General features: G+C 59.4%; 23 protein-coding genes and 1 pseudogene. 9 read left to right on the plus strand and 15 right to left on the minus strand.

Annotation, left to right across the window (positions count from 1 at the left end; genetic code table 11):
* Positions 1–66: 66 nt before the first annotated feature.
* Positions 67–450, minus strand: coding sequence for a PaaI family thioesterase (locus FHL16_RS03980; protein WP_010464779.1), 384 nt, complete (start codon positions 448–450; stop codon positions 67–69).
* Entirely contained in the window at positions 450–2,774 is a 2,325-nt protein-coding gene (locus FHL16_RS03985) for a Tex family protein (protein WP_077747500.1), read from the minus strand. Before FHL16_RS03985 ends, FHL16_RS03980 begins: the two co-directional genes overlap by 1 nt.
* Positions 2,775–3,134: 360 nt before the next feature.
* Here FHL16_RS03985 and ompR point away from each other — a divergent pair, with 360 nt between their 5' ends.
* Complete coding sequence (gene ompR / locus FHL16_RS03990; RefSeq protein WP_010464774.1) at positions 3,135–3,875, plus strand: osmolarity response regulator transcription factor OmpR; 741 nt, start codon at positions 3,135–3,137, stop codon at positions 3,873–3,875.
* Positions 3,876–3,976: 101 nt separating this feature from the next.
* The gene (locus FHL16_RS03995; protein WP_010464772.1) at positions 3,977–5,290 is read left to right on the plus strand and encodes an ATP-binding protein; all 1,314 of its coding nucleotides are present in this window, start codon (positions 3,977–3,979) and stop codon (positions 5,288–5,290) included.
* Between the two features lie 51 nt (positions 5,291–5,341).
* Here the strand turns inward: FHL16_RS03995 and rimK are convergent, their stop codons facing one another.
* Genes rimK through rimA form a run of 3 tightly spaced genes read right to left on the minus strand, consistent with a single transcriptional unit; the run spans position 5,342 to position 7,520 of the window.
* On the minus strand, positions 5,342–6,247 hold the full coding sequence (rimK, locus tag FHL16_RS04000) for a 30S ribosomal protein S6--L-glutamate ligase (RefSeq protein ID WP_007949201.1): 906 nt from the start codon (positions 6,245–6,247) through the stop codon (positions 5,342–5,344).
* Positions 6,244–6,723 carry a retropepsin-like aspartic endopeptidase RimB gene (gene rimB, locus FHL16_RS04005; protein ID WP_010464766.1) on the minus strand — a complete coding sequence of 160 codons (480 nt, stop codon included), beginning with the start codon at positions 6,721–6,723 and terminating at the stop codon, positions 6,244–6,246. The genes rimK and rimB overlap by 4 nt, the downstream gene beginning before the upstream one ends.
* Positions 6,724–6,740: 17 nt before the next feature.
* Positions 6,741–7,520 carry a S6 modification regulatory phosphodiesterase RimA gene (rimA, locus tag FHL16_RS04010; RefSeq protein WP_010464765.1) on the minus strand — a complete coding sequence of 260 codons (780 nt, stop codon included), beginning with the start codon at positions 7,518–7,520 and terminating at the stop codon, positions 6,741–6,743.
* 116 nt (positions 7,521–7,636) lie between these two features.
* Here rimA and FHL16_RS04015 point away from each other — a divergent pair, with 116 nt between their 5' ends.
* A complete protein-coding gene (locus tag FHL16_RS04015; protein WP_077747501.1) occupies positions 7,637–8,044 on the plus strand; it encodes an RNA-binding S4 domain-containing protein in 408 nt (135 codons plus the stop codon).
* A 173-nt stretch (positions 8,045–8,217) separates the two neighbouring features.
* Here the strand turns inward: FHL16_RS04015 and FHL16_RS04020 are convergent.
* A pseudogene (locus tag FHL16_RS04020) lies at positions 8,218–8,436 on the minus strand (phosphatase PAP2 family protein); the annotation flags it as partial.
* Between the two features lie 102 nt (positions 8,437–8,538).
* Here FHL16_RS04020 and hslO point away from each other — a divergent pair.
* Both hslO and FHL16_RS04030 read left to right on the plus strand, forming a co-directional pair.
* Positions 8,539–9,441, plus strand: a complete 903-nt coding sequence (hslO, locus tag FHL16_RS04025; RefSeq protein WP_010464758.1) for an Hsp33 family molecular chaperone HslO — start codon at positions 8,539–8,541, stop codon at positions 9,439–9,441.
* 182 nt (positions 9,442–9,623) lie between these two features.
* The gene (locus FHL16_RS04030) at positions 9,624–11,165 is read left to right on the plus strand and encodes a phosphoenolpyruvate carboxykinase (protein WP_077747502.1); all 1,542 of its coding nucleotides are present in this window, start codon (positions 9,624–9,626) and stop codon (positions 11,163–11,165) included.
* A gap of 130 nt (positions 11,166–11,295) precedes the next feature.
* Here FHL16_RS04030 and FHL16_RS04035 read toward each other — a convergent pair whose 3' ends face one another.
* From FHL16_RS04035 to FHL16_RS04055, 5 genes are all read right to left on the minus strand, one after another.
* Positions 11,296–11,661, minus strand: a complete 366-nt coding sequence (locus FHL16_RS04035) for a DUF1493 family protein (protein ID WP_077747503.1) — start codon at positions 11,659–11,661, stop codon at positions 11,296–11,298.
* A 32-nt stretch (positions 11,662–11,693) separates the two neighbouring features.
* Positions 11,694–11,906, minus strand: coding sequence for a YhfG family protein (locus FHL16_RS04040; RefSeq protein ID WP_077747504.1), 213 nt, complete (start codon positions 11,904–11,906; stop codon positions 11,694–11,696).
* Positions 11,907–12,035: 129 nt separating this feature from the next.
* Positions 12,036–12,323: a hypothetical protein gene (locus FHL16_RS04045; protein WP_077747505.1), complete on the minus strand. Its 288-nt coding sequence runs from the start codon at positions 12,321–12,323 to the stop codon at positions 12,036–12,038.
* 448 nt (positions 12,324–12,771) lie between these two features.
* A complete protein-coding gene (locus FHL16_RS04050) occupies positions 12,772–13,899 on the minus strand; it encodes a hypothetical protein (protein ID WP_077747506.1) in 1,128 nt (375 codons plus the stop codon).
* 88 nt (positions 13,900–13,987) lie between these two features.
* Positions 13,988–14,251 carry a hypothetical protein gene (locus FHL16_RS04055; protein WP_010464748.1) on the minus strand — a complete coding sequence of 88 codons (264 nt, stop codon included), beginning with the start codon at positions 14,249–14,251 and terminating at the stop codon, positions 13,988–13,990.
* A gap of 270 nt (positions 14,252–14,521) precedes the next feature.
* Here FHL16_RS04055 and FHL16_RS04060 point away from each other — a divergent pair, with 270 nt between their 5' ends.
* From FHL16_RS04060 to FHL16_RS04075, 4 genes are all read left to right on the plus strand, one after another.
* On the plus strand, positions 14,522–15,025 hold the full coding sequence (locus FHL16_RS04060) for a polysaccharide deacetylase (protein WP_077747507.1): 504 nt from the start codon (positions 14,522–14,524) through the stop codon (positions 15,023–15,025).
* A gap of 260 nt (positions 15,026–15,285) precedes the next feature.
* Positions 15,286–17,220, plus strand: a complete 1,935-nt coding sequence (locus tag FHL16_RS04065) for a RecQ family ATP-dependent DNA helicase (RefSeq protein ID WP_077747508.1) — start codon at positions 15,286–15,288, stop codon at positions 17,218–17,220.
* Positions 17,221–17,451: 231 nt separating this feature from the next.
* Positions 17,452–18,678, plus strand: a complete 1,227-nt coding sequence (locus FHL16_RS04070; RefSeq protein ID WP_077747509.1) for a 3-hydroxyacyl-CoA dehydrogenase — start codon at positions 17,452–17,454, stop codon at positions 18,676–18,678.
* 173 nt (positions 18,679–18,851) lie between these two features.
* Complete coding sequence (locus FHL16_RS04075; RefSeq protein ID WP_010464723.1) at positions 18,852–19,283, plus strand: acyl-CoA thioesterase; 432 nt, start codon at positions 18,852–18,854, stop codon at positions 19,281–19,283.
* Positions 19,284–19,351: 68 nt separating this feature from the next.
* On the opposite strand, the gene FHL16_RS04080 is transcribed toward FHL16_RS04075, so the two are convergent.
* From FHL16_RS04080 to FHL16_RS04095, 4 genes are all read right to left on the minus strand, one after another.
* Positions 19,352–19,840, minus strand: coding sequence for a glycine zipper domain-containing protein (locus FHL16_RS04080; protein ID WP_010464721.1), 489 nt, complete (start codon positions 19,838–19,840; stop codon positions 19,352–19,354).
* Positions 19,841–20,198: 358 nt separating this feature from the next.
* The gene (locus tag FHL16_RS04085; RefSeq protein ID WP_077747510.1) at positions 20,199–22,547 is read right to left on the minus strand and encodes an FdhF/YdeP family oxidoreductase; all 2,349 of its coding nucleotides are present in this window, start codon (positions 22,545–22,547) and stop codon (positions 20,199–20,201) included.
* Positions 22,544–23,383 carry a formate dehydrogenase accessory sulfurtransferase FdhD gene (gene fdhD / locus FHL16_RS04090; RefSeq protein WP_077747511.1) on the minus strand — a complete coding sequence of 280 codons (840 nt, stop codon included), beginning with the start codon at positions 23,381–23,383 and terminating at the stop codon, positions 22,544–22,546. Before fdhD ends, FHL16_RS04085 begins: the two co-directional genes overlap by 4 nt.
* A gap of 93 nt (positions 23,384–23,476) precedes the next feature.
* Positions 23,477–24,364, minus strand: a complete 888-nt coding sequence (locus tag FHL16_RS04095) for a LysR substrate-binding domain-containing protein (RefSeq protein ID WP_077747512.1) — start codon at positions 24,362–24,364, stop codon at positions 23,477–23,479.
* Positions 24,365–24,433: the final 69 nt, after the last annotated feature.

Genomic DNA, 24,433 nt, shown 5'->3' on the forward strand with positions numbered 1-24,433 from the left:
GCTCCCACAGGAAACTTCGGCGCTGCAGTCACAGCGCCGAAATTAACTCAAATCGATGACTTCTAGCTACAGGACAGCGAACGTGCCTTGTGCTTTTGCGACGAGTTTGTCGCCTTGCATCACGTCGGCTTCGACCACTAGCGTGCGCCGGCCCGGGTGAATCACCCGCGCCGTGCACATCACTTCACCGTCGGAAACGGCGCGAATGTAGTTGATCTTGCACTCGATGGTCGCGCTCTGCTGGTCAAAGCCGTGGGTGCTGGAACAGGCCAGCCCCATGGCAATGTCCACCAGACTGAACAAGGCCCCGCCATGCAGCTTGCCGCCGCGATTGCGCAGCTCTGGCGCAAGCCCCAGGGCGACTTGCGCCACCCCGGCTTCCAGACTGTGCAAGCGACATCCCAGCAGCTTGAAAAAAGCGCTTTCGGTCAGCCCGGCAGGGATCTCCATCAGCGTTTCTTCAACTGCTTGGCGTTGGCAAACAACGACGCCATGGCGTTGTTGGCCGGGGCCGCCACCGTGGTTTCCTTACGCGGTGCGTTGTTCTGGGACTGGCGTGGCGCCGACCCCGGACGCGCACCACGAGCGCCGTCGATTTTCTCGCCCGGGGTGTCGCTCATGCGCATCGACAGACCCACGCGTTTACGCGGGATATCGACTTCCATGACCTTCACTTTCACCACGTCTCCGGCCTTTACCGCTTCGCGCGGATCCTTGATGAACTTCTCCGAAAGCGCAGAGATGTGCACCAAACCGTCCTGATGCACGCCGATGTCGACGAACGCGCCGAAGTTGGTCACGTTGGTGACGACGCCTTCGAGGATCATGCCCAATTGCAGATCCTTGAGGTCTTCGACGCCTTCCTGGAACTCGGCGGTCTTGAACTCCGGACGCGGGTCACGGCCCGGTTTTTCCAGCTCTTGCAGAATGTCGGTGACCGTTGGCAGACCAAAGGTTTCGTCGGTGTACTTCTTCGGGTCGAGACGCTTGAGGAAGCTCGCGTCGCCGATCAACGAGCGAATGTCACGGTCGGTCTCAGCGGCAATGCGCTGCACCAGTGGATAGGCTTCCGGGTGAACCGCCGACGAATCCAGCGGATTGTCGCCGTTCATGACGCGCAGGAAACCGGCCGCCTGTTCGAAGGTTTTCTCGCCCAGACGAGCGACTTTCTTCAACGCCGCACGGGTTTTGAACGCGCCGTGCTCGTCGCGGTGGCTGACGATGTTCTGCGCCAGGGTCGCGTTGAGGCCGGAGATGCGGGCGAGCAGCGCCACGGAGGCGGTGTTGACGTCCACGCCCACGGCGTTCACGCAGTCCTCGACCACGGCATCCAGGCCACGCGCCAGTTTCAGCTGCGACACGTCGTGCTGGTACTGGCCGACGCCGATGGATTTCGGATCGATCTTCACCAGTTCGGCCAGCGGATCCTGCAAGCGGCGGGCAATCGACACGGCGCCACGGATCGACACGTCGAGGTCCGGGAATTCCTTGGAAGCCAGTTCCGACGCCGAGTAAACCGATGCACCGGCCTCGGAGACCATGACCTTGGTCATCTTCATCGCTGGGTATTTTTTGATCAGCTCAGCGGCGAGCTTGTCGGTTTCACGGCTGGCGGTGCCGTTGCCGATGGCGATCAGGTCCACGGCATGCTTGGCGCACAGGGCCGCCAGAATCGCGATGGTCTGGTCCCACTTGTTGTGTGGCACGTGCGGGTAGACCGTGGCGTGATCCAGCAGCTTGCCGGTGGAATCGACCACGGCGACCTTGCAACCGGTGCGCAGGCCCGGGTCGAGGCCCAGGGTGGCACGCGGGCCGGCCGGGGCCGACAGCAGCAAGTCGTGCAGGTTGTGGGCGAATACGTTGATCGCTTCGGTTTCCGCGCCATCGCGCAACTCGCCGAGCAAATCGGTTTCGAGGTGGGTGTAGAGCTTGACCTTCCAGGTCCAGCGCACCACTTCGCCCAGCCATTTGTCGGCGGCGCGGTTCTGGTTCTGGATGCCGAATTGCTGGCCGATCATGCCTTCGCACGGGTGCATGGTGCCCGGCAGCTCGTCGCCGACTTTCAGCGCCGAACTCAGGATGCCTTCGTTGCGGCCACGGAAAATCGCCAGCGCGCGGTGCGACGGCATGCTTTTCAGCGGTTCGTCGTGTTCGAAGTAATCGCGGAACTTGGCGCCTTCCTCTTCCTTGCCGGCGATGACGCGGGCACTGAGGGTCGCTTCCTGCTTGAGGTAACTGCGCAGCTTGTCCAGGAGGCCGGCGTCTTCGGCAAAGCGTTCCATCAGGATGTATTTGGCGCCTTCGAGGGCCGCCTTCACATCGGCCACGCCTTTTTCGGCGTCGACGAAGCGTGCGGCTTCGGCGTCTGGCGTCAGGGTCGGGTCGTTGAACAGGCCGTCGGCCAGCTCGCCGAGGCCGGCTTCCAGGGCGATCTGGCCCTTGGTGCGGCGCTTCTGCTTGTACGGCAAGTACAAGTCTTCCAGGCGGGTCTTGGTGTCGGCGAGTTTGATGTCGCGTTCGAGTTGCGGGGTCAGCTTGCCTTGCTCCTGGATGCTGGCAAGGATGCTGATACGCCGTTCGTCGAGTTCTCGCAGGTAGCGCAGACGCTCTTCCAGATGACGCAACTGGATGTCATCGAGGCTGCCGGTCACTTCTTTCCGGTAACGGGCGATGAAGGGAACGGTAGAGCCTTCATCGAGTAGCGCGACGGCCGCTTCGACCTGTTGTGGGCGTACACCGAGTTCCTCGGCGATGCGGCTGTTGATGCTGTCCATAAAACCACCTGACAAATTGTGAAAGCAGGCTCGCAGGCGCAGGGATAAAGGCTCGGCGAGTCTGGTTGAGCGGCCTGGCGTGCGCCGCTACCTGGATCAACAGGTATCCCGTTGACCCGTGAAATCGAACAATGACTGCCGGCGCCATGAAAATAAAAAGCGGCCACCTGTAGCCGTGATCAGACGTTGCCTGACACAAAAGGCCGCGCATTATAACCAGCGTTCTATCATTCAGGGGCATCGCAGGCATTAGCGCGAGGGCCGGATTTCTGGCAGTGAAGGAAAAATCTGCTAACAATGCACACGGTGCGTATAACGGCAGCTACGCCATAATGCGCGCCGAGATCAAAGGAGCATCCAATGAGCAGCACTGCAAACAATGCTGAAGGCGAAAAAATTCTTATTGTTGACGACGATCCAGGGCTGAGCAGCCTGCTGGAACGCTTTTTCGTCAGCAAGGGCTACCGCGCCCGCGCCGTGCCGAACACCGAACAAATGGATCGCCTGCTGGCGCGTGAAGTGTTCAACCTGGTCGTCCTCGACCTGATGCTGCCCGGCGAAGACGGTCTGACCGCCTGCCGCCGGCTGCGCACGGCGAACAATCAGATCCCGATCATCATGCTGACTGCCAAGGGCGATGAGCTGAGCCGCATCAAGGGCCTGGAACTGGGCGCCGACGATTACCTGGCCAAGCCCTTCAACCCGGATGAGCTGATGGCCCGTGTCAAAGCGGTCCTGCGCCGTCAGTCGACACCTGTGCCGGGCGCACCGGGCAGCGAAGACGAAAGCGTGACCTTCGGTGACTACGAACTGTCCCTGGCCACCCGCGAACTCAAGCGCGGTGACGAAGTGCACATGCTGACCACCGGTGAATTCGCGGTGCTCAAGGCCTTGGTCATGAACGCGCGTCAGCCACTGACTCGCGACAAGCTGATGAACCTGGCTCGTGGCCGTGAATGGGATGCGCTGGAGCGTTCCATCGACGTGCAGATTTCCCGTCTGCGCCGGATGATCGAGCCTGACCCATCCAAACCGCGTTACATCCAGACGGTCTGGGGCGTGGGCTACGTGTTCGTTCCGGATGGCGCCGCCACCAAGTGATCGGCGATTTGTAGGAGCGGGTCTTGCGGACAATCGTCCGCAGACTCGCGATCCGCAATATGCGAGCATCGCTCGCTCCTGCAAGTGTGTAGCGGTTATTCATGAAAACCCCCGTTTGGTTCCCCCAGAGTTTCTTCTCCCGCACCCTGTGGCTGGTGCTGATCGTCGTCCTGTTTTCCAAGGCACTGACCCTGGTTTATCTGTTGATGAACGAAGACGTGCTGGTGGACCGCCAATACAGCCACGGTGTCGCCCTGACGCTGCGCGCTTATTGGGCCGCTGATGAAAAGAACCGAGAGAAAATCGCTGATGCTGCCACCCTGATCAGGGTCGTGGGCGCGGGTGTGCCGGAAGGCGAGCAACATTGGCCTTACAGCGAGATCTATCAGCGGCAGATGCAGGCTGAGTTGGGTGCCGACACCGAAGTGCGATTACGCATGCACTCACCGCCGGCCCTGTGGGTTCGGGCACCTAGCCTGGGCGATGGCTGGCTGAAGGTGCCGCTGTATCCGCATCCGTTGCGCGGCCAGAAAATCTGGAACGTGCTCGGCTGGTTCCTTGCTATCGGCTTGCTGTCCACCGCCTCGGCGTGGATCTTCGTCAGCCAGCTCAATCAACCCTTGAAACGTCTGGTGTATGCCGCACGGCAACTCGGCCAGGGGCGCAGCGTGCGCCTGCCGATCAGTGACACGCCGAGCGAGATGACCGAGGTGTATCGCGCCTTCAACCAGATGGCTGAAGACGTCGAGCAGGCCGGTCGCGAGCGCGAGCTGATGCTGGCCGGGGTGTCACACGACCTGCGTACACCGCTGACCCGTTTGCGCTTGTCCCTGGAATTGATGGGCGACCACAACGACCTCACCGACGCGATGGTGCGTGACATCGAAGACATGGACGCGATCCTCGACCAGTTCCTCGCGTTTATCCGCGATGGTCGTGACGAGTCTGTTGAAGAAGTGGACCTGATTGACCTGGTTCGTGAAGTCGCTGCGCCGTATAACCAGAACGAAGAAAAAGTGCGTCTGCGCCTGGAACCGATCCAGGCGTTTCCCTTGCGTCGGGTGTCGATGAAGCGGCTGCTGAACAATTTGATCGGCAACGCGTTGCACCATGCTGGCAGCGGGGTTGAGGTGGCGGCTTATGTCTCCGGTGATACCAGCGCGCCGTATGTGGTGCTGAGCGTCATGGACCGTGGGGCAGGGATTGATCCGTCGGAACTGGAGGCGATCTTCAACCCGTTCACCCGGGGTGATCGTGCCAGGGGCGGGAAGGGGACAGGACTTGGACTGGCCATCGTGAAGCGGATCGCTTCGATGCATGGCGGGAATGTCGAGTTGCGCAATCGGCCGGGTGGCGGGCTTGAAGCTCGGGTGCGGTTGCCGCTTGGGCTTATGTTGCCGCGGGATGCGGTTTAACAGCTGACTACTCCAAGCATTCCCACGCAGAGCGTGGGAATGCTCGGTGGGTCAGCCCTTGCCTTTGGTGCGCGTCATATTCGGCCCGCCATTCTTCTCAAGATGCTCGATGATGATCCCCGCCACATTCTTCCCGGTGGTGGTCTCGATCCCTTCCAGCCCTGGCGACGAGTTCACTTCCATCACCAGCGGCCCGTGATTGGAACGCAGGATATCCACGCCCGCCACCGCCAGCCCCATGACCTTGGCCGCCCGCAACGCGGTCATGCGTTCTTCCGGGGTGATCTTGATCAGGCTGGCACTGCCACCGCGATGCAGGTTGGAGCGGAACTCCCCAGGCTTGGCCTGGCGCTTCATCGCCGCGATCACCTTGTCGCCCACCACGAAGCAGCGAATGTCCGCGCCCCCGGCTTCCTTGATGTATTCCTGAACCATGATGTTCTGCTTCAGGCCCATGAAGGCCTCAATCACCGACTCTGCCGCCGTCGCCGTTTCACACAACACCACGCCGATGCCTTGCGTACCTTCCAGCACCTTGATCACCAGCGGTGCGCCGTTGACCATGTCGATCAGGTCGGGAATGTCATCCGGGGAGTGCGCAAACCCGGTGACGGGCAAGCCGATGCCGCGGCGCGAGAGCAATTGCAGTGACCGCAGTTTGTCCCGCGAACGGGCGATGGCCACCGATTCATTGAGCGGGAAAACCCCCATCATTTCGAACTGACGCAACACCGCGCAGCCATAAAACGTCACAGACGCACCGATCCGCGGGATCACCGCGTCGAAACCTTCCAGCGGCTTGCCGCGGTAATGGATCTGCGGTTTGTGGCTGGCAATGTTCATATAGGCGCGCAGGGTGTCGATCACCACCATTTCATGTCCACGCTCGGTACCGGCTTCGACCAGACGACGAGTGGAATACAGACGCGGGTTCCGCGACAGCACAGCGATCTTCATGCAACACCTGTGGAAGAGGTAGATACCGGGAACACCGGCTTGTCTTGTACATATTTGATGCCCGGATTGACCACCAGTTGGCCGTCGATCAGGGCTTTGGAGCCGAGGAGCAGGCGATAACGCATGGACTTGCGGCAGGCGAGGGTGAATTCGACCCGCCATACCCGATCACCCAGGGCCAGTGTGGTGCTGACCACGTAACGCATCTGAGCGTGACCGTTGGAGCTTTTGATGGTTTTGCGCGTCACCAGTGGCGCCTCGCAGCGTCGATGGCGCAACTGCACCACCGTGCCCAGGTGCGCGGTGAAGCGCACCCAGCTTTCACCGTCGCGCTCGAACGGCTCGATGTCGGTGGCATGCAGGCTTGAGGTGCTGGCGCCGGTGTCGATTTTTGCGCGCAGGCCCGCGACTCCCAGATCCGGGAGCGCCACCCACTCGCGCAGACCGATAACGGTCAAATGGTCAAATGTCTTCAATAGGAAAAAACCGGCGATTAACGCGTCCAGGCCTCAGGTGCTACCTGGGCCAACGCTTTGAATGCAGGCTTGGCGAACCAGTAACCCTGCATCAGAAATATTCCACAGTCCGCCAGGAAATCCCGTTCTCCGGCGCTTTCGATGCCTTCGGCGATGACTGTAACGTTCAACTCCGCACACATTGTGACAACCCCTCGGACGATCGCCTGACGAACACGGTCGCGATCGACATCGCGGATCAGTGCCATGTCGAGTTTGATCAGGTCCGGTTGGAAATCAGCCAGCAGATTGAGCCCCGAGTAGCCCGCGCCGAAATCGTCGATGGCGGTCTTGAAGCCGAATTCGCGGTATTCACGCAGAATATTAGTCAAATGGCGATAGTTATCTACGTGCTCGCTTTCCAGGGTTTCGAAAATCAGCCGGTTGATGGGGAAGTTGTGTGTTTTCGCGGCTTCCAGAGTGGTGCGGATGCATAGCTCCGGGCGGTACACGGCGTTGGGCATGAAGTTGATGGACAAGTGTGTCTGCATGTTTAGATTGGCCGCTCCTGCAATGGCGCGGGTCCGGCAGAGCTGGTCGAAGCGGTAGCGATTTTCCTCGGTGACCTGGTCGAGCACCGACAGTGCGCCTTCCCCGGCAATGCCACGCACCAACGCTTCGTGAGCAAAAACTGATCGGTCGCGCAGATCGACGATCGGTTGGTAGGCAAAAGAAAAATCGAAGCCCAGCGGCTCGCTTTGCTGGCAGCCCTGGCAACCGCCCTGCGGCGAGGTCAATGAAGACGGGAATATAGTCACTCGATCACTCCATGCCGGAACGCCGGCCAAGATCACAGTCTATCTGGGGGGCCGAGTTCTTGCGCCCGACAGAAACGGTAGTACAGTTCCGACTATGGGCTGAAAGAGGAATTCCAGTGGCACAAAAAAACGAAGAGGACGACAAGGTCCGTCTCGATAAGTGGTTGTGGGCCGCGCGTTTTTATAAAACACGTGCCTTGGCGAAGGCGGCAATTGAAAGCGGCAAGGTGCATTGCCGGGGTGAGCGCTGCAAACCGGGCAAGGAGCCGAGGGTGGGCGACGAGTTTCAGATTCGTGTGGGGTTCGAGGAACGCACGGTGGTGGTTCAGGCGCTATCGATTGTGCGCCGTGGCGCGCCAGAGGCTCAGACGTTGTATGCGGAAACCGATGCCAGCATCGCCAAGCGCGAAGCGGCTGCGGCCATGCGCAAGGCGGGCGCGTTGGGCATGAGCACCGATGGCAAGCCAAGCAAGAAACAGCGGCGGGATTTGTTCAAGTTTCGTGGGAGCAGTAACGACGAGTGAGGTAGATGCTTCCGTGTCGTCTGGGCTGAAGTCTTCGCGGGCAAGTCACGCTCCCACAGGTATAGCGCAGAACTTTGTGGGAGTGAGCCTGCTCGCGATCGAGTGCGCAGCACTCGCCGGCAGCACCACAAAATCAGGCCCTAAGCACCACACTCATCCGCGAAACTCCCCACATCGAATGGGCGCAGACTTGCAATCGCCCAGATGCGTAGCCATATCGGGTTGCTGGCCAGCGGCGCATTCAGCAGATGAAACAGCCACTCGTCGAAAATCACACACAGCATCTGACCCGTAGGCCATAACCAAAAGGCCAGCAGCGCCAGAGGCACGAAATTGCACAGAGCCAACCGGCGCAGGTTCCACCTTGCTTGGAACAAACCCGGATTGTTCATAAAATGCCTCCCATGGCTGAACGTCGCGCACCAAAGCGGTGCTGCAAAGGCGCAATTTTCACGATTTGTAACCATTTTGTCATTACTTCAGAACCCAGACCTATGACCGATCTACCGGATACCGACTACACCCAACGCTTCATCTTCGATGACAGCGACACCCGCGGCGAGCTGGTTTCGTTGGAACGGAGTTACGCTGAAGTCCTCGCCAAACACCCGTATCCGGAGCCGGTCGCGCAACTGCTCGGCGAACTGATGGCGGCTGCGTCGTTGCTGGTCGGCACGTTGAAGTTCGATGGCTTGCTGATTCTTCAGGCCCGTTCCGACGGTCCGATTCCGCTACTGATGATCGAGTGCTCCAGCGAGCGTGAAATCCGTGGCCTGGCCCGTTACGACGCCGACCGGATTGCCCCCGACGCGACCCTCGCCGACCTGATGCCCAATGGCGTGCTGGCACTGACCGTCGACCCCACTCAGGGTCAGCGTTACCAAGGCATTGTCGACCTGGATGGCGAAACCCTGTCGGAGTGCTTCACCAACTACTTCGTCATGTCGCAACAGGTTGGCACCCGGTTCTGGCTGTACGCCGATGGCCGGCGCGCCCGCGGCATGTTGTTGCAGCAACTGCCTGCCGACCGCTTGAAAGACCAGGAAGAACGCGAGGACAGTTGGCAGCACATCACCGCGCTGGGCAACACCCTGACCGCCGACGAATTGCTGAGCCTGGACAACGAAACCGTGCTTCATCGCCTCTACCATGAAGAACAGGTGCGCCTGTTCGATGTGCAGAGATTGCGTTTCCGTTGCAGCTGCTCGCGAGAACGTTCGGCCAATGCTCTGGTCAGTTTGGGCATGGAAGACGCGCAGGCGCTGGTCATCGAGCACGGCGGCAACATCGAGATCGATTGCCAGTTCTGCAACCAGCGCTACCTGTTTGACGCGGCCGATATCACCCAATTGTTCGCCGGTGCGGGTGTCGAGACACCGTCAGATACCCGGCACTAAAACGGTTCAGCGCAGGTAAATTCACTGGATAGCGCCGGAATAACGCCGTTCTGACGGGAGGGCCCTACTATTTTTGGGCGTTTCTGGCATAATCCGGCCCACTTTTTGTCGCGGTAGTAGTGCACGACTTTCTACTACAAAACGTTTGGAGCACACTCGGCCACTGGCCGACGGGGAATCTCATGACGCAAGCCAATAACGCCGTGTACACCGATCTGAGTGTTGATGATCTGGTAAAAGAAGCTCTGAATCGCGGTGAAGGCGAGCTTGCCGACACTGGCGCACTGGTTGTTCGCACCGGTCACCGTACCGGCCGCTCGCCAGTCGACCGTTTCATCGTTGAAGAGCCGTCCACTCAGGCCGCCATTGCCTGGGGCCCGATCAACCGCAAGTTCCCGGCCGACAAGTTCGATGCCCTGTGGGACCGCGTCGAGGCCTTCAACAACGCGCAAGAACATTTCGTTTCCCACGTCCATGTAGGTTCGGCTGAAGAGCACTACTTGGCCGTGAAAATGACCACTCAGACGGCCTGGCAGAACCTGTTCGGTCGTTGCCTGTTCATCAACCCGGCTCAGTACAACCCGGCCGGTCGTGAAGAGTGGCAAGTTCTGAACGTCGCCAACTTCGAGTGCGTTCCAGAGCGTGACGGCACCAACTCCGACGGCTGCGTGATCATCAACTTTGCCCAGAAGAAAGTGCTGCTCGCCGGCATGCGTTACGCCGGTGAAATGAAGAAAGCCATGTTCTCGGTGCAGAACTTCCTGCTGCCGGCCGCCGACGTGCTGCCAATGCACTGCGCGGCCAATATCGGTGAAGCGGGCGACGTGACCCTGTTCTTCGGCCTGTCGGGCACTGGTAAAACCACCCTGTCCGCCGACGAAAGCCGTTACCTGATCGGTGACGACGAACACGGCTGGGGCGAAGGCGTTGTCTTCAACATCGAAGGCGGCTGCTACGCCAAGTGCATCGACTTGTCCGAGAAGAACGAGCCGGTCATCTGGAAAGCCATCAAGCACGGCGCCGTCCTGGAAAACGTCGTCATCGATGACGCCAAGCACGCCGACTACGCCGACGTCAGCCTGACCCAGAACAGCCGCGCCGCTTACCCGCTGGAGCACGTTGCCAAGCGTTCCGAGAAGAACCTCGGTGGCGAGCCAAACGCTGTGATCTTCCTGACCTGCGACCTGACCGGCGTACTGCCGCCAGTCTCGATCCTCAGCGAAGAACAAGCGGCCTACCACTTCCTGTCCGGCTACACCGCACTGGTGGGCTCGACCGAAATGGGTTCCGGCAGCGGCATCAAGTCGACCTTCTCCACCTGCTTCGGCGCACCGTTCTTCCCGCGTCCGGCCGGCGAATACGCAGAACTGCTGATCAAGCGCATCCGCGGCTTCGGCTCCAAGGTTTACCTGGTCAACACCGGCTGGACCGGCGGCGGCTACGGCGTTGGCAAACGCTTCAACATCCCGACCACTCGTGGCGTGATTGCAGCGATCCAGAGCGGCGCGTTGATCGGTGCAGAAACCGAGCACCTCGACACCATCAACCTGGACGTGCCGTTGGCTGTGCCAGGCGTTGAGACTGGCCTGTTGAACCCACGTAACACCTGGGCTGACAAGGCTGCTTATGATGAAGCGGCCAAGGCGTTGGCTGGGTTGTTTGTTGAGAACTTCAAGAAGTTTGAAGTGAGCGACGCGATCAAGGCTGCAGGTCCTAAGCTGTAAGGCTTGGATTTAGCGAATGAAAAAGCCGCCCTTTGAGGGCGGCTTTTTTGTGGGCGTTTGGTTTCACCATCCAACTCACAACTGCCAATATTCCAGCTGTGTTGGCGCTAAACGACCAGAATAATGGCACTTATGTGTTGGGCTCGATGCCTTCCAGTTGCTGCGTATCCCACCGTTGCATTTTGATCGCTTGGTAAAGCATGCCGATGGTCAGCGGGATTTTGTCACCGCGACCCTTTGCCTTTCGCTTGAGATGCACATCAAACCCTTCGGGCTGAAAGTAGCGATAGGCGTCGTAGTCATCGAGGTCGATCCCGAACTGTTGTTCCAGCGATTCCATCAAATGCCGCGCATCAGCGCCATTGCAGCCCAGGTCGAAGTTGATCGAGGTGGTGAGGCTGATGGTTTTGCGTTCGGGCAGGCCGAGCTCTTCGTGCAACAGCTGCATGAGCAGGTGCATGACTTGGTCGTCGGGGAAGTTGGGGGAGAGGTTCATTGCGGGGGTGTCCGGTTGGGCTTGGATGGATCTTATTGATCGGCAGGCTTGTGGGGAAGGGCGGGAGCGGGTTGTGACGGTTTGTCTTGTTGGTATTTGGCGAGCGCTTCTTCTCGCTTAGGCAGTGGTTTGTCGAGGTTTGCCGGTGATGTGTCGAAACCAGCGAAATGCAGACTGGCCAGGTAATTAGAGCGGCACACCTTTTCGTAGTGCGCTTGTTTGTGTTTGAACGTTAATTCAGACATCACGATTGTCTCAGGCGTTGAAGGCTTGATCGAATGCAGCCCGGGACGCTCTGCGTCCCAAGAGCCGAACGCGGAGCGTCCGTAGAGGCATTCCCACGCGGAGCGTGGGAACGATCTTTTCATTCGGCGTCAGGCAGGTGCTTTCCAGCCCATCATGCGTTGTTGGGCGACTTGGAGCAGGTCGCAGCCGTCCTGGGCCAAGAGGTAGAGCGCGTGGGTGATGTGGGGGATATCTTCGACGTCGCCGTGTTTGAAGCAAACGCAGTGCAGGGTTTTGAGGAGGTCGCTGGAGGCTCGGATGCGCTGGAGGGCGGCTTCGAGGATGTCCTGGGGGTTGGCCTCTGTGTCGATGATCAGGGGCGGGGAATCGGTTAGGTTGGTTTGTAGTGGGAGGTAGCGATCGTTTGTAAGTGTCATTATTTGTAGCCTCAAATGCATCAGAAAGAACCGCCGCCACCGTGACCAAGCGATGGGAGGCGGACTGTGTTCGGGTTGGTCAACCGATGAGGCTCACATCCCGGCACGCCCGAGGGCGTCCCAAACACAGCCGCCATATAGCGTGCAGGCACTTGAAGTGCCGGCAGCATACAACGGACGCTTAGATATGAGCCATTCGGGTGACCAAGCCCGAGTCGCTGATTTGGCAGCGACAGTCACGACTATAGATACGAGCTACCAAGCAGCGATAGGCGACAAAGCATCCCCGCTTGTAGGAACGGGCCGAACCTCGGTTAGGCCCTTTCTATAGGAATTTTCCGCGGCGCAATTTTCCGCGTTTTTCCGCCATCAGCTTCCTCGCGTCCCCATCAGAAATGCTCGGCGTGAATCATCAAGGTTGACCTGAACCTGCTCCCACTCCCATCACTTAACCAATATGCTGATAAGCCCCCACATCCTGCAGGCCAGTGGTCAACCCGGTCGCCGGCGCATAGATCGTGCCTTTCACTGCCGAGAACTTGACCCCGTTGCTGCCTAGCGAAACGTAGCGCTCGCCCTGGTCCAGTTCGGTGAAGAAGGTGTACGAGCACTTTTCCATCGCTTTGTATTTCGCGGCGGCGCTGACCATGGCGTTGTGGTGGTTTTGCAGGTCGGTCGGGGTCAGGTTGGTGGTTTTGTTAAGCGGCACACCCCAGCGTTTCAAGCACACTTCGGCAAAGTGGCGGACGATCAGTCCGGGTTCGGCCAGCGCTTTAGGGCCGCTGACACCATCGGCGGCGGCGTTGCCGACCAGCGTGCCGTGGCGGCCGGGCATCGGGTAGATGTGAGTGCGGGTGCCGGTGGCCGTTTGCGGGATGACGCAGCTGAAGCCTTTGGAGCGTTCGTCCCGGGCGTAGAAGCCAACGTATTCTTTTACGTTGGCATTCAGTTTGACTTTTTCTTCCTGAAAGTTACCGATGCCCGGCACCGGATCTATCGCAAAGATGTTCACCGGGATGTTCTTCAGTGCGCTGTCCTTGAACATGGCATTGGCCAGCATATGGCAACTAATGCCACCGCGGCTCCAGCCTACCAAGTTGACGTTGGTTGGAATAACGCCGTCCTTGCGGAATGTTTTGATGATTTGTTCCTGTAACTTCTGTTGGGTCACGCTGCGGTCGCCGTAGTTGTACTTGCGCCACAACCAGGAACCTTCGACGATCACATCTTCAATAGGGATTCCGGCAGCCTTGAGACGGTTGTATTCAGCCTCGGTCAGTTTTTCACGTTCCCAGTCGCATTTGCCTTTGATGATGTTGATGGCGTGTTTGACGTTTTCTTCCCAGCCCTTGCCGAACAGCGTGCCGCTCAGGCCGTAGTCCCCGGATTTGGTGAACAGCTCGTCGGCTTGCAGGTTGCTGGTGCCGGGGCCGTCAATCACGATCCATTCGGCAAATTCGCGGCCGCCGTGATGGGAAGCCAGTGTCGAGACCAGTTCGCCGTTCCAGTAAGTCGGGTTCTGGTTGTCGAATTTGGTCGAACCGGTGCCGCAGAAGAAAATAGTTAATGTAGTCATTGTAGTGCTCTTGATGGGTTTAAGAGCTTGCAGACTAGTGTTTGTTATTTGCAAGTTGAAGAAGTTAGTTGTTTCTGTATTTGTGTTTTTAAAGTTCTGTTCGTTGTCTTGCAACTTCAAGAAGTTCGCAGCCGTCCTGCGTTAATAAATAAAGTGCATTCACTATGTGAGGAATATCCTTCACATCCGCCTGTTTGAAGCACAGGCAGTAAAGTGTTTCGAGCAGGTCGCTGGCGGCGCGCAGACGTTGGTGGGCGGCGTCGAGGATTTCGTGAGGGTCGGCCTCGGTGTCGATGACCAACACGGGCGATTCGCTGTAGCGGGTTTTGAGCGGGCGATAGCGGTCTTGCATGAGGTCCGTCCTGTTTTCAGCGGCGACGCAAACTATAGAGGCGTACTTCCTGGCGTCGCAATACAGCGCAAATGGACGGGATTTGTAGGGGATTTACTTGCGTTGTGGCTTTTTGCCTACGTGTACCCCGAGGCTTTTTTCAGCAAATCCCCTAGAAGTCGAATTTCCTACATGTTTGTCAGGCGCAACGCAGCAATCCTCTGTATGGTGCGCGCCAGAATCTGTAGGACGTTTCGAAAACGTCTGTTCAATGCTTAAAGGGAATTAGGTATGCAATGGCTACGTATGGCCTCGATTTTGTTGCTGTGGGCAGGTGTTTGTCGTTTGGCGGGTGCAGCTGACACGGATAACTCTTTGATCCTCGCCAATATGGATCGCACCGGTTGGCCAGATGCGATGACAAGCCAGGCCAATGTGGACACTGCGTCCCGCGCCGAAGTATTGATGTTCTGTAAGGCGCTGCTGGCCAGCGAAATGCTCGACGAACAAAGTCTGAAACAGCGACTGGGCGTGCAGGATGTAAAGCTCAAGTCGGTCAGGCGAGTGCGTGACGGGTTGTGGGATCGGTTACTGATCACCTACCGCGGCGCCAGTCAGAACTGCGACGGCGAACCCTTCTGCCCTCGCGTGCGAAGCGTCGCCGATTTGCGTCAGTTGGCGGCGGCCTTCACGGGTGAAATCAGCCCGGCCCATGCGGTTTGGGTGAGCAAGAGCCAAACCGTTCACGAGCAAGCGCTGAATGATCAATTGCGTGTGGCGGTGTTGGTGCCCTGAGGGCTCTCGAAAGTCTTGCGGAGACTGCTCTGGTCTTTTCGCGAGCAGGCTCGCTCCCACACTATTTTGAAATGCATTTCCCTGTAGGAGTGAGCCTGCTCGCGATAGCGATCTGAACGCTGCCCAACCCTCATGCCTTGCCGTGTCCAGGTTGCATCCGCTGTATCATCCCGTATCGTTTTGGTCCCCGACCTTTTCTCGACTCGCTGCGTTTGCCGGCTAGGCTTTGGGCTTCGCAGCGGTCAACGGAGTGACAGCTTATGCACAACACCCTGGAACAGGTTTTCGGTTATCCACAGTTTCGGCCCGGCCAGGAGGCGGCGGTCAGCGCGGTGTTGGCCGGGCGTTCGGCAGCGGCGATTTTCCCCACCGGCTCGGGCAAGTCCCTTTGTTATCAATTGCCGGCGCTTTTGCTGCCGCACCTGACGCTGGTGGTCTCGCCACTGCTGGCGTTGATGCAAGATCAGTTGGCGTTCCTTCAACGCCATGGCATTGCGGCGGGCAGCATCGATTCGGCCCAGAGTCGGGACGACGCAAGTGATGTGATGGCCCGGGCCAGGTCCGGCGAACTGAAGATTTTGATGATCTCTGTGGAGCGCCTGAAGAACGAGCGCTTTCGCAATTTCCTGCAGCAGGTGCCCATCTCGTTGTTGGTGGTGGACGAGGCGCACTGCATCTCGGAGTGGGGCCACAATTTCCGTCCCGACTATCTCAAGCTTCCCGACTACCAGCGCCAGTTCAACATTCCGCAGGCGCTGCTGCTGACCGCCACTGCGACGCCCAAAGTGATCGCGGACATGGAGGCCAAATTCGCCATCGCACCCGAAGACGTGGTGACCACCGGTTTCTACAGGCCGAACCTCAATCTGCTGGTCGAGCCGGTACGCGGTCAGGACAAGCGCCGACGTCTGGTCGAATGGATGAGCGAGCGTCCGGGCCAGCCGAGTATCGTCTACGTCACCCTGCAAAAAACCGCCGAGCACATCGCCGAACACCTGGGCCGTAACGGCATACAGGCCGAGGCCTATCACGCCGGTTTGCCCCACGAACAACGCGAAGCCATTCAAAAACGGTTCATGGGCGGGCAGTCCAATTGCATCGTCGCCACCATTGCCTTCGGGATGGGGATCGATAAGAGCGATATCCGCAATGTTGTGCATTTCGACCTGCCCAAATCCATCGAAAACTACAGCCAGGAAATCGGCCGTGCCGGGCGTGACGGGCAACCGTCCGACTGCCTGGTGCTGGCCAATCGCGACAGCCTCAACGTGCTGGAAAACTTCGTCTACGGCGACACGCCGGAACTGGACGGCATTCGTTGTGTGCTCGATGAGATGCAAGCTGCCGCGCCAGAGGGGCAGTGGGAGTTTCTGTTGGGGCCCTTGTCGGACCAGAGCAACATTCGCCAATTGCCGCTGAAGACTTTGCTGGTGCAACTCGAGCTGCGTGGCTTGATTGCTCCGCGTTACGCCTATTACGCCGAATACCGCTTCAAGTATCTGCAAGAGCCGGAAGCCTTGCTGGCCCGCTTCGAGGGCGAGCGAAGAGACTTCGTTGCAGCCATCATTCAGACTTCCAGCCGTGCGCGGACCTGGGCTACGGTGAATTTCGACGCGCTCTATGAACAGCATCAGGCCGAGCGTAACCGGGTGGTCAAGGCCCTGGATTATTTCCAGGAGAAAGGCTGGGTCGAGCTGGAAAGCAAGCAGATGACCGAGGTCTACAGCCTGCTGCAAGCGAATGTCGACAGTCAGGCACTGAGCGCCGAACTGCACGCCTATTTCACCCAGCACGAACGTACCGAGATTGCTCGGATTCACGCGATGCTGGATCTGTTTGCCACCGACCACTGCCTGGGCTATCGCCTGGCCGAGTACTTCGGCGATGAAAACGCGCCTCGTCAGTGTGGACATTGTTCGGTGTGTCATGGGCACGTGGCGCGACTGCCATCGCCGCCGGAATTGCCGGCGCTTGTGGATAAAAACTTTGAAGCGCTGTGCGATGATTTTATCCACAGGCATGAACAGCACACCGGCAATGTGCCGTCGGCTGAACGCGTAACGCGATTTTTGTGCGGGATCAGCGTGCCGCTGTTTACCAAGCTCAAGGCGCGTTCGATATCGGGATTTGCGGCGCTGGAAAACTATCCGTATGCCGACGTGCGGGTGTGGGCTGAACAACATCTCGCAGGCTGAACTGCGCCCCCCTGTAGGAGTGAGCCTGCTCGCGATAGCGGATTGTCAGCCAACGTCGTTGTTGAATGTACTAACGCCATCGCGAGCAGGCTCACTCCTACAGGGGGCTCCAGTGTGTGGCTGAGGTAGATCCATCCGCTGAATGTTGCTCATCACAGGAATAAATTTCAAAAATGCCCAGCGGCTGACTATGGTGAGGACTGTCTTTGGATCGCCAACAAGAGAGCAAACATGAGCCAGACACCGTTCAACATTCAGCGCGCCGCCGTGATTGGTGCGGGCACCATGGGCCGTGGCATTGTCATGTGCCTGGCCAATGCCGGGGTGCCGGTGCAATGGGTCGATAACAACCCGCAGATGCTGGAACAGGCGCTGATTACCGTGGCGGACACCTACGCGCACAATGTGCGCCAGGGTCGCATCGATCAGGCCGAGGCGGATGCGCGCATCGCTCGGGTCACGGCAGCGGCTGATTATGCGGCGATCCGCGAGGTTGATCTGGTGATCGAAGCGGTTTACGAAAACCTTGAGCTCAAGCAAAAGATCTTTCGCGAACTGGACGGGCTGCTCAAACCCGAAGCCATTCTGGCCAGCAACACTTCAGCGCTGGATATCGACGCCATCGCCGCGGCGACTCGCCGTCCGGCTCAGGTCCTGGGGCTGCACTTCTTCAGCCCGGCGCACATCATGAAATTGCTGGAAATCGTTCGCGGTGCGCAGACTTCGCCCGCCGTACTCGATGCGGCGCTGGAGCTGGGCACGCGCATGGGCAAGGTCAGCGTGGTAGCGGGCAACTGTGAGGGTTTCATCGGCAACCGCATGCTCAATACCTACGTGCTTGAAGCGCGCAAGATGCTGCTTGAGGGCGCTTATCCCTATCAGGTGGATGCGGCGTTGCAAGGCTTCGGTTTTGCCATGGGGCCGTTTCGCATGTACGACGTGGTGGGCGTCGACCTGGGATGGCGGGCTCGGGAACTGGCAGGCACAGGCCAGGATGCGCCTGAGGTTCAGGTGGATAACCGTCTGTGCGAACTGGGGCGATTTGGTCAGAAGAGCGGCAATGGCTATTACCACTATGAGCCGGGCAGTCGACAGGCTGAACACGATCCTGAAGTCGATGCGCTGGTGCTAAATGTCAGCGAAGGGCTTGGCTTCCAGCGTCGGGAGATAAGCCCTGAGGAGATTCTTGAGCGCTGTCTGCTGGCACTGGTCAATGAAGGCGCGAAGATCCTTCAGGAAGGTATTGCGGGGTCGGCGCACGACATTGATCTGGTGTACCTCAACGGTTATGGCTTCCCGGCGGACAAGGGCGGGCCAATGGCGTGGGCGGATCAGCAAGGGCTGGCGGATATTCATCAGCGTTTGATGGCGCTGGAGACTCGCCAGGGCGATCACTGGAAGCCGGCACGGTTGATTGGTGAGTTGGAGTTGATGGGTAAAGGGTTTGCTGACAAGTAATTGATGCAGCGCCTGTGCCGGCGCTTTCGCGAGCAGGCTCGCTCCCACAAGGGATCTCGGTCGCCCACAAATTCTGTGTTCACAGAAGATCAAATGTGAGAGCGAGCCTGCTCGCGATGAATACAGCGCGGTATTCGCCTTAGACTGGCAATCCAACTCCAGGAATCGACACGATGTCCAACCCGATGCCCCAACGCACCGACTACCCGCACTTCCAGCCCATCACCACCCGCTGGCACGACAACGACGCCTACGGTCACGTCAACAACGTCACTTACTACAGCTTCTTCGACACGGCAGTGAACACCTACCTGATCGAAATCGGCGGCCTGGATATCCATGACGGCGAGGTGGTGGGTTTTGTGGTGAGTTCATCTTGCGATTATTTCGCCTCCATCGCCTTTCCGGAGCGGATCGAGATCGGTCTGCGGGTGGGCAAGTTGGGTAACAGCTCGGTGCAGTACGAACTGGCGGTATTCAAGGCCGGGGAAGACGAGGCCTGCGCGGCGGGGCGCTTCGTGCATGTGTTTGTGGATCGGACGTCGAATCAGCCGGTGGCGATCCCTGCCGGATTGCGTGGTGCATTGGAGCGTCTGGTGGTTTGACGGACAAAAAAAATCGCAGCCCTTGGGCTGCGATTTTTTATCTATCGGTCAGCGAAGCCGTTCAGGCCTCAATGATGACGATAGTGCTTGTTATGTTTGCGATGACCGTAGGCATGACCTCGGCCCGGGTGGCCGTCACGGTAGTAGCGACGATCATCACGGCCGCCGCGATAGGAGCGACGATCATCGTCTTCATCGCTCTTGTTGCCCATGTAGTTACCCAGCGCGCCACCGGCGCCGCCGCCTGCTGCGGAGCCGATCAGGCTGCCGGTGGTGCCGCCCATGCTGCGGCCGACCACGTTACCGCCTGCTGCGCCCAACGCACCACCAATGGCGGCTTCGCCACGGCTGCGTTTGTCTGCGCCGACTGCGCTACCACCCGCGCCGCCCAAGGCCGCGCCAATGGTGGAACCAGTATTACCGCCAAGCGACTGACCGACGACCGAGCCAAGAACCCCGCCCAATGCGCCGCCCACACCTGCTTCGGTGGTGCCTCCGGCAGAAGCGAAGCCACTGACCAGGCCAAGGGACAACAAGAGAATCGAGGAGAACTTCATAGAGGAACCTCAAGGGGATGACGGCGCGATCCTGAGGCTGTGTCGGGGTTGTGACAATCGAAATCCGACGAGTAACACGACTTGAGCACATTTCTATAAGTTGCTGTTTTTTGGGCGGAACTTAACGGTTTTTCGCCGGTCTTTAGCTACTTCGGATAGGCCGTTTTTGTGAAAAAGCGGCCTTTTTTGTGGGCGATTGGAAAGTATCGAAAGGGTCCCGATCATGTGTTGTCATGTCGGACGCTTTCGCGGGCAGGCCTCGCTCCTACAGGATTCGTGTCATGTACAAAAAAATGCGTAAGACACCGATCCTGTAGGAGCGAGGCTTGCCCGCGAAGAGGCCAGACCTGCCGTCCCGTTAAGCCGACTTGGCCAAAATCAACCCAGTCTCACTCGCCATTTCCAGACGGATCGCCACAAACTTCGACGTTGGCGTATGGCTGCCATCCCCGGTGCTTTCCAGCGGCACCAGTGGATTCACTTCTGGATAGTAAGCAGCCGCCTGCCCCGCAGGAATATCAAACGCCAGCAGCGTAAACCCCTTCACTCGACGCTCACGTCCATCATCCCAGATCGAAACGATGTCAGCCTTCTGCCCAGGCTTGAACCCCAGGCGAATGATGTCCGCTTCATTGACGAACAACACATCCCGCTGACCCTTCACGCCACGGTAACGGTCATCCAGCCCATAAATCGTGGTGTTGTACTGATCGTGAGAACGCATCGATTGCATGATCAGGTCCGGCAACACGCCCGTGGCGCGGGTGCGTTCGTGCACCAGGTCCTTGGGCAGGGCGTTCGGGCGGAAATTGGCGCGCCCGGACGGGGTGTTCCACCTGCGTGCACCGGCGCTGTTGCCGAGGTAGAAACCGCCCGGATTCTTGATCTTCTCGTTGAAGTCGCGAAAGCCCGGAATGGTATCGGCGATCAGATCGCGAATGCGGCTGTAATCGGCCACGAGCCAGTTCCAGTCCACCGGTCTGCTGCCCAGGGTCGCGGCAGCGATGCCGGCGATGATCCAAGGCTCCGAGCGCATCTGGTTCGACAGGGCCTGCAACTGGCCGTTGGAGGCGTGGACCATGCTGAACGAATCTTCGACGGTCACCGCTTGCGCGCCTTCGGCCTGGATATCGATGTCGGTACGGCCCAGGCACGGCAGAATCAGCGCATCTTTACCGTGGGCCAAATGGCTGCGGTTGAGCTTGGTGCTGATCTGCACGGTCAGGTCGCAATTGCTCAGGGCCTGGAAGGTGCGCGGGCTGTCCGGGGTTGCCTGGGCGAAGTTGCCACCCAGACCGATAAAGACTTTGGCGCGGCCTTCGGCCATGGCATGAATCGCCTCGACCACGTTATGACCGTTTTCACGCGGCACCTTGAACTGGAAGCGCCGCTCCAGGGAATCGAGGAACGCCACTGGCGGACGTTCGTTGATGCCCATCGTCCGGTCACCCTGCACGTTACTGTGGCCACGCACCGGGCACAGGCCGGCGCCCGGCCGGCCGATGTTGCCGCGCAGCAGCATCAGGTTGGCGATTTCCTGGATGGTTGCCACTGAGTGGCGGTGCTGGGTGATGCCCATGGCCCAGCACATGATGACGTTCTTGCCTTTGGCGTACATGCGCGCCGCTTGCTCGATTTCCACCAGGGGCAGGCCGGACTGCTCGACGATCTGCTCCCAGGAAGTGTCGTCGACGGTGCCCAGGTACTCCAGGACGTTGACGCTGTGCTCATTGAGGAAATCGTGGTCGAACACGGCCGGCTCACCCGCCTTCTGCGCGTCGCGCTCCCATTGCAGCAGGAATTTCGCCATGCCACGCAGCACCGCCATATCGCCGCCCAGCGCCGGGCGGAAGTAGGCGGTGTTGGTCGGCTTGTCGCCGTTGGTGAGCATTTCGATCGGGTGCTGCGGGTGCTGGAAGCGTTCCAGGCCCCGCTCTTTCAACGGGTTGATACAGACCACCTGCGCGCCGCGTTTCACGGCTTCGCGCAAAGGCTCGAGCATCCGCGGATGGTTGGTGCCCGGGTTCTGGCCCCAGACAAAAATCGCGTCGGCGTGTTCGAAGTCGTCGAAGGTCACGGTGCCTTTGCCGACACCGACACTTTGCGCCAACGCCACGCCGCTGGCCTCGTGGCACATGTTCGAGCAGTCGGGGAAGTTGTTGGTGCCGTAGGTGCGCACGAACAATTGATAGAGGTACGCCGCTTCGTTGCTGGCGCGGCCCGAGGTGTAGAACTCGGCCTGATTCGGGCTCGACAGGCCCTGCAAATGTTTGGCGATCAAGGCGAACGCCGCTTCCCAGCTGATCGGCTTGTAGCGATCGGTTTCGGCGTCATAGCTTAATGGCTCGGTCAGGCGACCCTGATACTCCAGCCAATAGTCGCTCTGTTCCAGCAACGAACTGACGCTGTGTTTAGCAAAGAAAGCGCCGTCGACACGCCGTTTGGTCGCTTCCCAGTTCACCGCTTTGGCGCCGTTCTCGCAGAACGCCACCATGCCGGCTTCGTTGGAATCGCCCCAGGCGCAACCGGGGCAGTCGAACCCGCCGTTCTTGTTGGTTTTGAGCATCATGCGCAGGTTTTTCAGCGCGTTGTCACTGGTCAACCAGGCCCGGGCAACGCTGGCCAGTGCGCCCCAGCCACCGGCCGGGCCTTTGTAGGGCTTGTAGCGAGGGACGGGTTTCTGGTCGGCTTGACGGTGTTGACTCACGCTTGATTCTCCAATGCCGGGCTGTAGACCCGCGGCGCATTCTTCTGGGGCAGATGGATGAGGTTGAGGTTGTGGCGACGGGCCCATTGCACGGCAAGGCCCGTGGGCGACGACAGGCTGACGAGGGTCTGGATGCCGGCGCGCAATACTTTTTGAATCAATTCGAGGCTGCAACGGCTGGTGACAATCGCCAGGCCGCCTTCAGTCGGGATCTTCTGGCGGATGAGCCCGCCAATCAGTTTGTCGAGGGCGTTATGCCGGCCGATGTCTTCACGGCCCAGCAGCAATTCGCCCTGACCGTTCATGAACACCGCCGCATGCACTGCGCCGGAGTACTGACCAAGAGGCTGGAACGCACCGATGCGCTGGCGCAAGCCATCGAGCCATTCGGCGGGGGGCAATGGGGCGCCGGGCAATACCTTGAGGTCTGGCAACGCCTGTTCAACCGCTTCCACGCCGCAGAGCCCGCAGCCGCTGGTGCCGGCCATTTGCCGACGCTGCTGCTTGAGGTTCCAGAACGCGCGGTTGGCGATGGTCACTTGCGCGTATTGCGCCGAGCCCGAGCCGCTGAGTTGCAAGTCATAGATGTCAGAGGCGGCTTCGATGATGCCGCTGCCGAGGCTGAAACCGACGATGAAGTCTTCAAGGTCCGTCGGCGTTACCAGCATCACCGCCTGACTGATGCCGTTATAAGCGATCGCCAACGCGACTTCTTCGGCGAGCGCGGTGCTGGCCGATTCGGTTTGTTGAAGGTCGCTGTAACTGTAGGTCTGGCTGGCGGCGGGTGCGGGCGCTTCAGAGGCGGGCGCCGCGCAGGCAGGGCGCTTGGCTTTCATGGGCATCACCGACGGTTTAGTCAGCTTTAAGCCTAGGCGCGTCAACATGTCGCGTCTAATCGCTTATACCGATCTACCGATAGATGACATCGATCAAGAAGCTGTCAGCGATTTCTGATAGATCGCAAAGCAGGCTTCGGCCAGCGCCGAACGCGGGGCGCTGCGACGCATGATCAGCCCAAGCCGGGCAAGGGTCTTGGCGTTTTCGATGGGTTGCAGACGCAAGTGATCGGTGAGGTTTTCCAGGCCGCCATCCAACGGCATCACCGCGCAGCAGAGGCCGCCGTGCACCCCTTGTAACAATTGATGGACAGCGTCGGTTTGCAGAAGCGGCTGGGGTGTCAGGCCGCGGCTGTGGAAGTTGTGATCGATGGACTGGCGAAAGTGCATGCCGCTGGTGAGCATGCCCAAGGGCAACTCGATCAAGGACTCCCAACTCAACGGCGCCTCGCCAAAGCTGAAGAAGCGCTGATCGTAGAGCAGGCCCATGCGGGTTTCGCTGAAGGCCAGGGAATCGAAACGCTCGTTGTCCAGTCGCTCCAGGTAAGACACGCCGAGGTCCAGGCGATTGTTCGCCAGTTGTTCGAGGATTTGTTCGGAGCTCAGGGCCGAGAGTTCAAAGCGCAGGTTCGGGTGTTCGGCATGCAGGCGTTGCATCAACGGCAGCGGATCGAAACTCGACAGCGGCACCACGCCCAACCGCAGCGTACCGACCAGATTGCCGCGACAGGCGGCGGCCTCGGCCTGCAAGCCGTCGTAGGCCGCCAGCACCGTGCGTGCCCACGCCAACACGCGCTCGCCCGGCGCGGTGAAGCCTTCGAAGCGCTGGCCACGATTGACCAGCGGCAGGTCGAGTTCTTCTTCGAGGCTGCGCAGGCGCATGGACAGGGTCGGCTGGGTAATATGGCAGCGCGCTGCGGCCTGGCCGAAGTGGCGGGTTTCGTCGAGGGCGATGAGGAATTTCAGCTGCTTGATGTCCATCTTCGCTCCAGGGCGCGGTGAAGGTCGGGATTCTAGCGCTTGTGCCGGATCAGCGTCATTGGTCGGGTT

This window comes from Pseudomonas sp. FSL W5-0299, from assembly GCF_005930655.1.
Lineage (GTDB): Bacteria > Pseudomonadota > Gammaproteobacteria > Pseudomonadales > Pseudomonadaceae > Aquipseudomonas > Aquipseudomonas mandelii.

Coding starts and splice junctions, on each gene's coding strand:
- FHL16_RS04070 (WP_077747509.1), top strand. CDS start 17,452: ATGAGCCAGACACCGTTCAACATTCAGCGCGCCGCCGTGATTGGTGCG.
- fdhD (WP_077747511.1), bottom strand. CDS start 23,383: ATGAAAGCCAAGCGCCCTGCCTGCGCGGCGCCCGCCTCTGAAGCGCCC.
- ompR (WP_010464774.1), top strand. CDS start 3,135: ATGAGCAGCACTGCAAACAATGCTGAAGGCGAAAAAATTCTTATTGTT.
- hslO (WP_010464758.1), top strand. CDS start 8,539: ATGACCGATCTACCGGATACCGACTACACCCAACGCTTCATCTTCGAT.
- FHL16_RS03985 (WP_077747500.1), bottom strand. CDS start 2,774: ATGGACAGCATCAACAGCCGCATCGCCGAGGAACTCGGTGTACGCCCA.
- FHL16_RS04095 (WP_077747512.1), bottom strand. CDS start 24,364: ATGGACATCAAGCAGCTGAAATTCCTCATCGCCCTCGACGAAACCCGC.
- FHL16_RS03995 (WP_010464772.1), top strand. CDS start 3,977: ATGAAAACCCCCGTTTGGTTCCCCCAGAGTTTCTTCTCCCGCACCCTG.
- FHL16_RS04065 (WP_077747508.1), top strand. CDS start 15,286: ATGCACAACACCCTGGAACAGGTTTTCGGTTATCCACAGTTTCGGCCC.
- FHL16_RS04040 (WP_077747504.1), bottom strand. CDS start 11,906: ATGTCTGAATTAACGTTCAAACACAAACAAGCGCACTACGAAAAGGTG.
- FHL16_RS04050 (WP_077747506.1), bottom strand. CDS start 13,899: ATGACTACATTAACTATTTTCTTCTGCGGCACCGGTTCGACCAAATTC.
- FHL16_RS04075 (WP_010464723.1), top strand. CDS start 18,852: ATGTCCAACCCGATGCCCCAACGCACCGACTACCCGCACTTCCAGCCC.
- FHL16_RS04045 (WP_077747505.1), bottom strand. CDS start 12,323: ATGACACTTACAAACGATCGCTACCTCCCACTACAAACCAACCTAACC.
- FHL16_RS04060 (WP_077747507.1), top strand. CDS start 14,522: ATGCAATGGCTACGTATGGCCTCGATTTTGTTGCTGTGGGCAGGTGTT.
- FHL16_RS04080 (WP_010464721.1), bottom strand. CDS start 19,840: ATGAAGTTCTCCTCGATTCTCTTGTTGTCCCTTGGCCTGGTCAGTGGC.
- FHL16_RS04035 (WP_077747503.1), bottom strand. CDS start 11,661: ATGAACCTCTCCCCCAACTTCCCCGACGACCAAGTCATGCACCTGCTC.
- FHL16_RS03980 (WP_010464779.1), bottom strand. CDS start 450: ATGGAGATCCCTGCCGGGCTGACCGAAAGCGCTTTTTTCAAGCTGCTG.
- rimK (WP_007949201.1), bottom strand. CDS start 6,247: ATGAAGATCGCTGTGCTGTCGCGGAACCCGCGTCTGTATTCCACTCGT.
- FHL16_RS04055 (WP_010464748.1), bottom strand. CDS start 14,251: ATGCAAGACCGCTATCGCCCGCTCAAAACCCGCTACAGCGAATCGCCC.
- FHL16_RS04030 (WP_077747502.1), top strand. CDS start 9,624: ATGACGCAAGCCAATAACGCCGTGTACACCGATCTGAGTGTTGATGAT.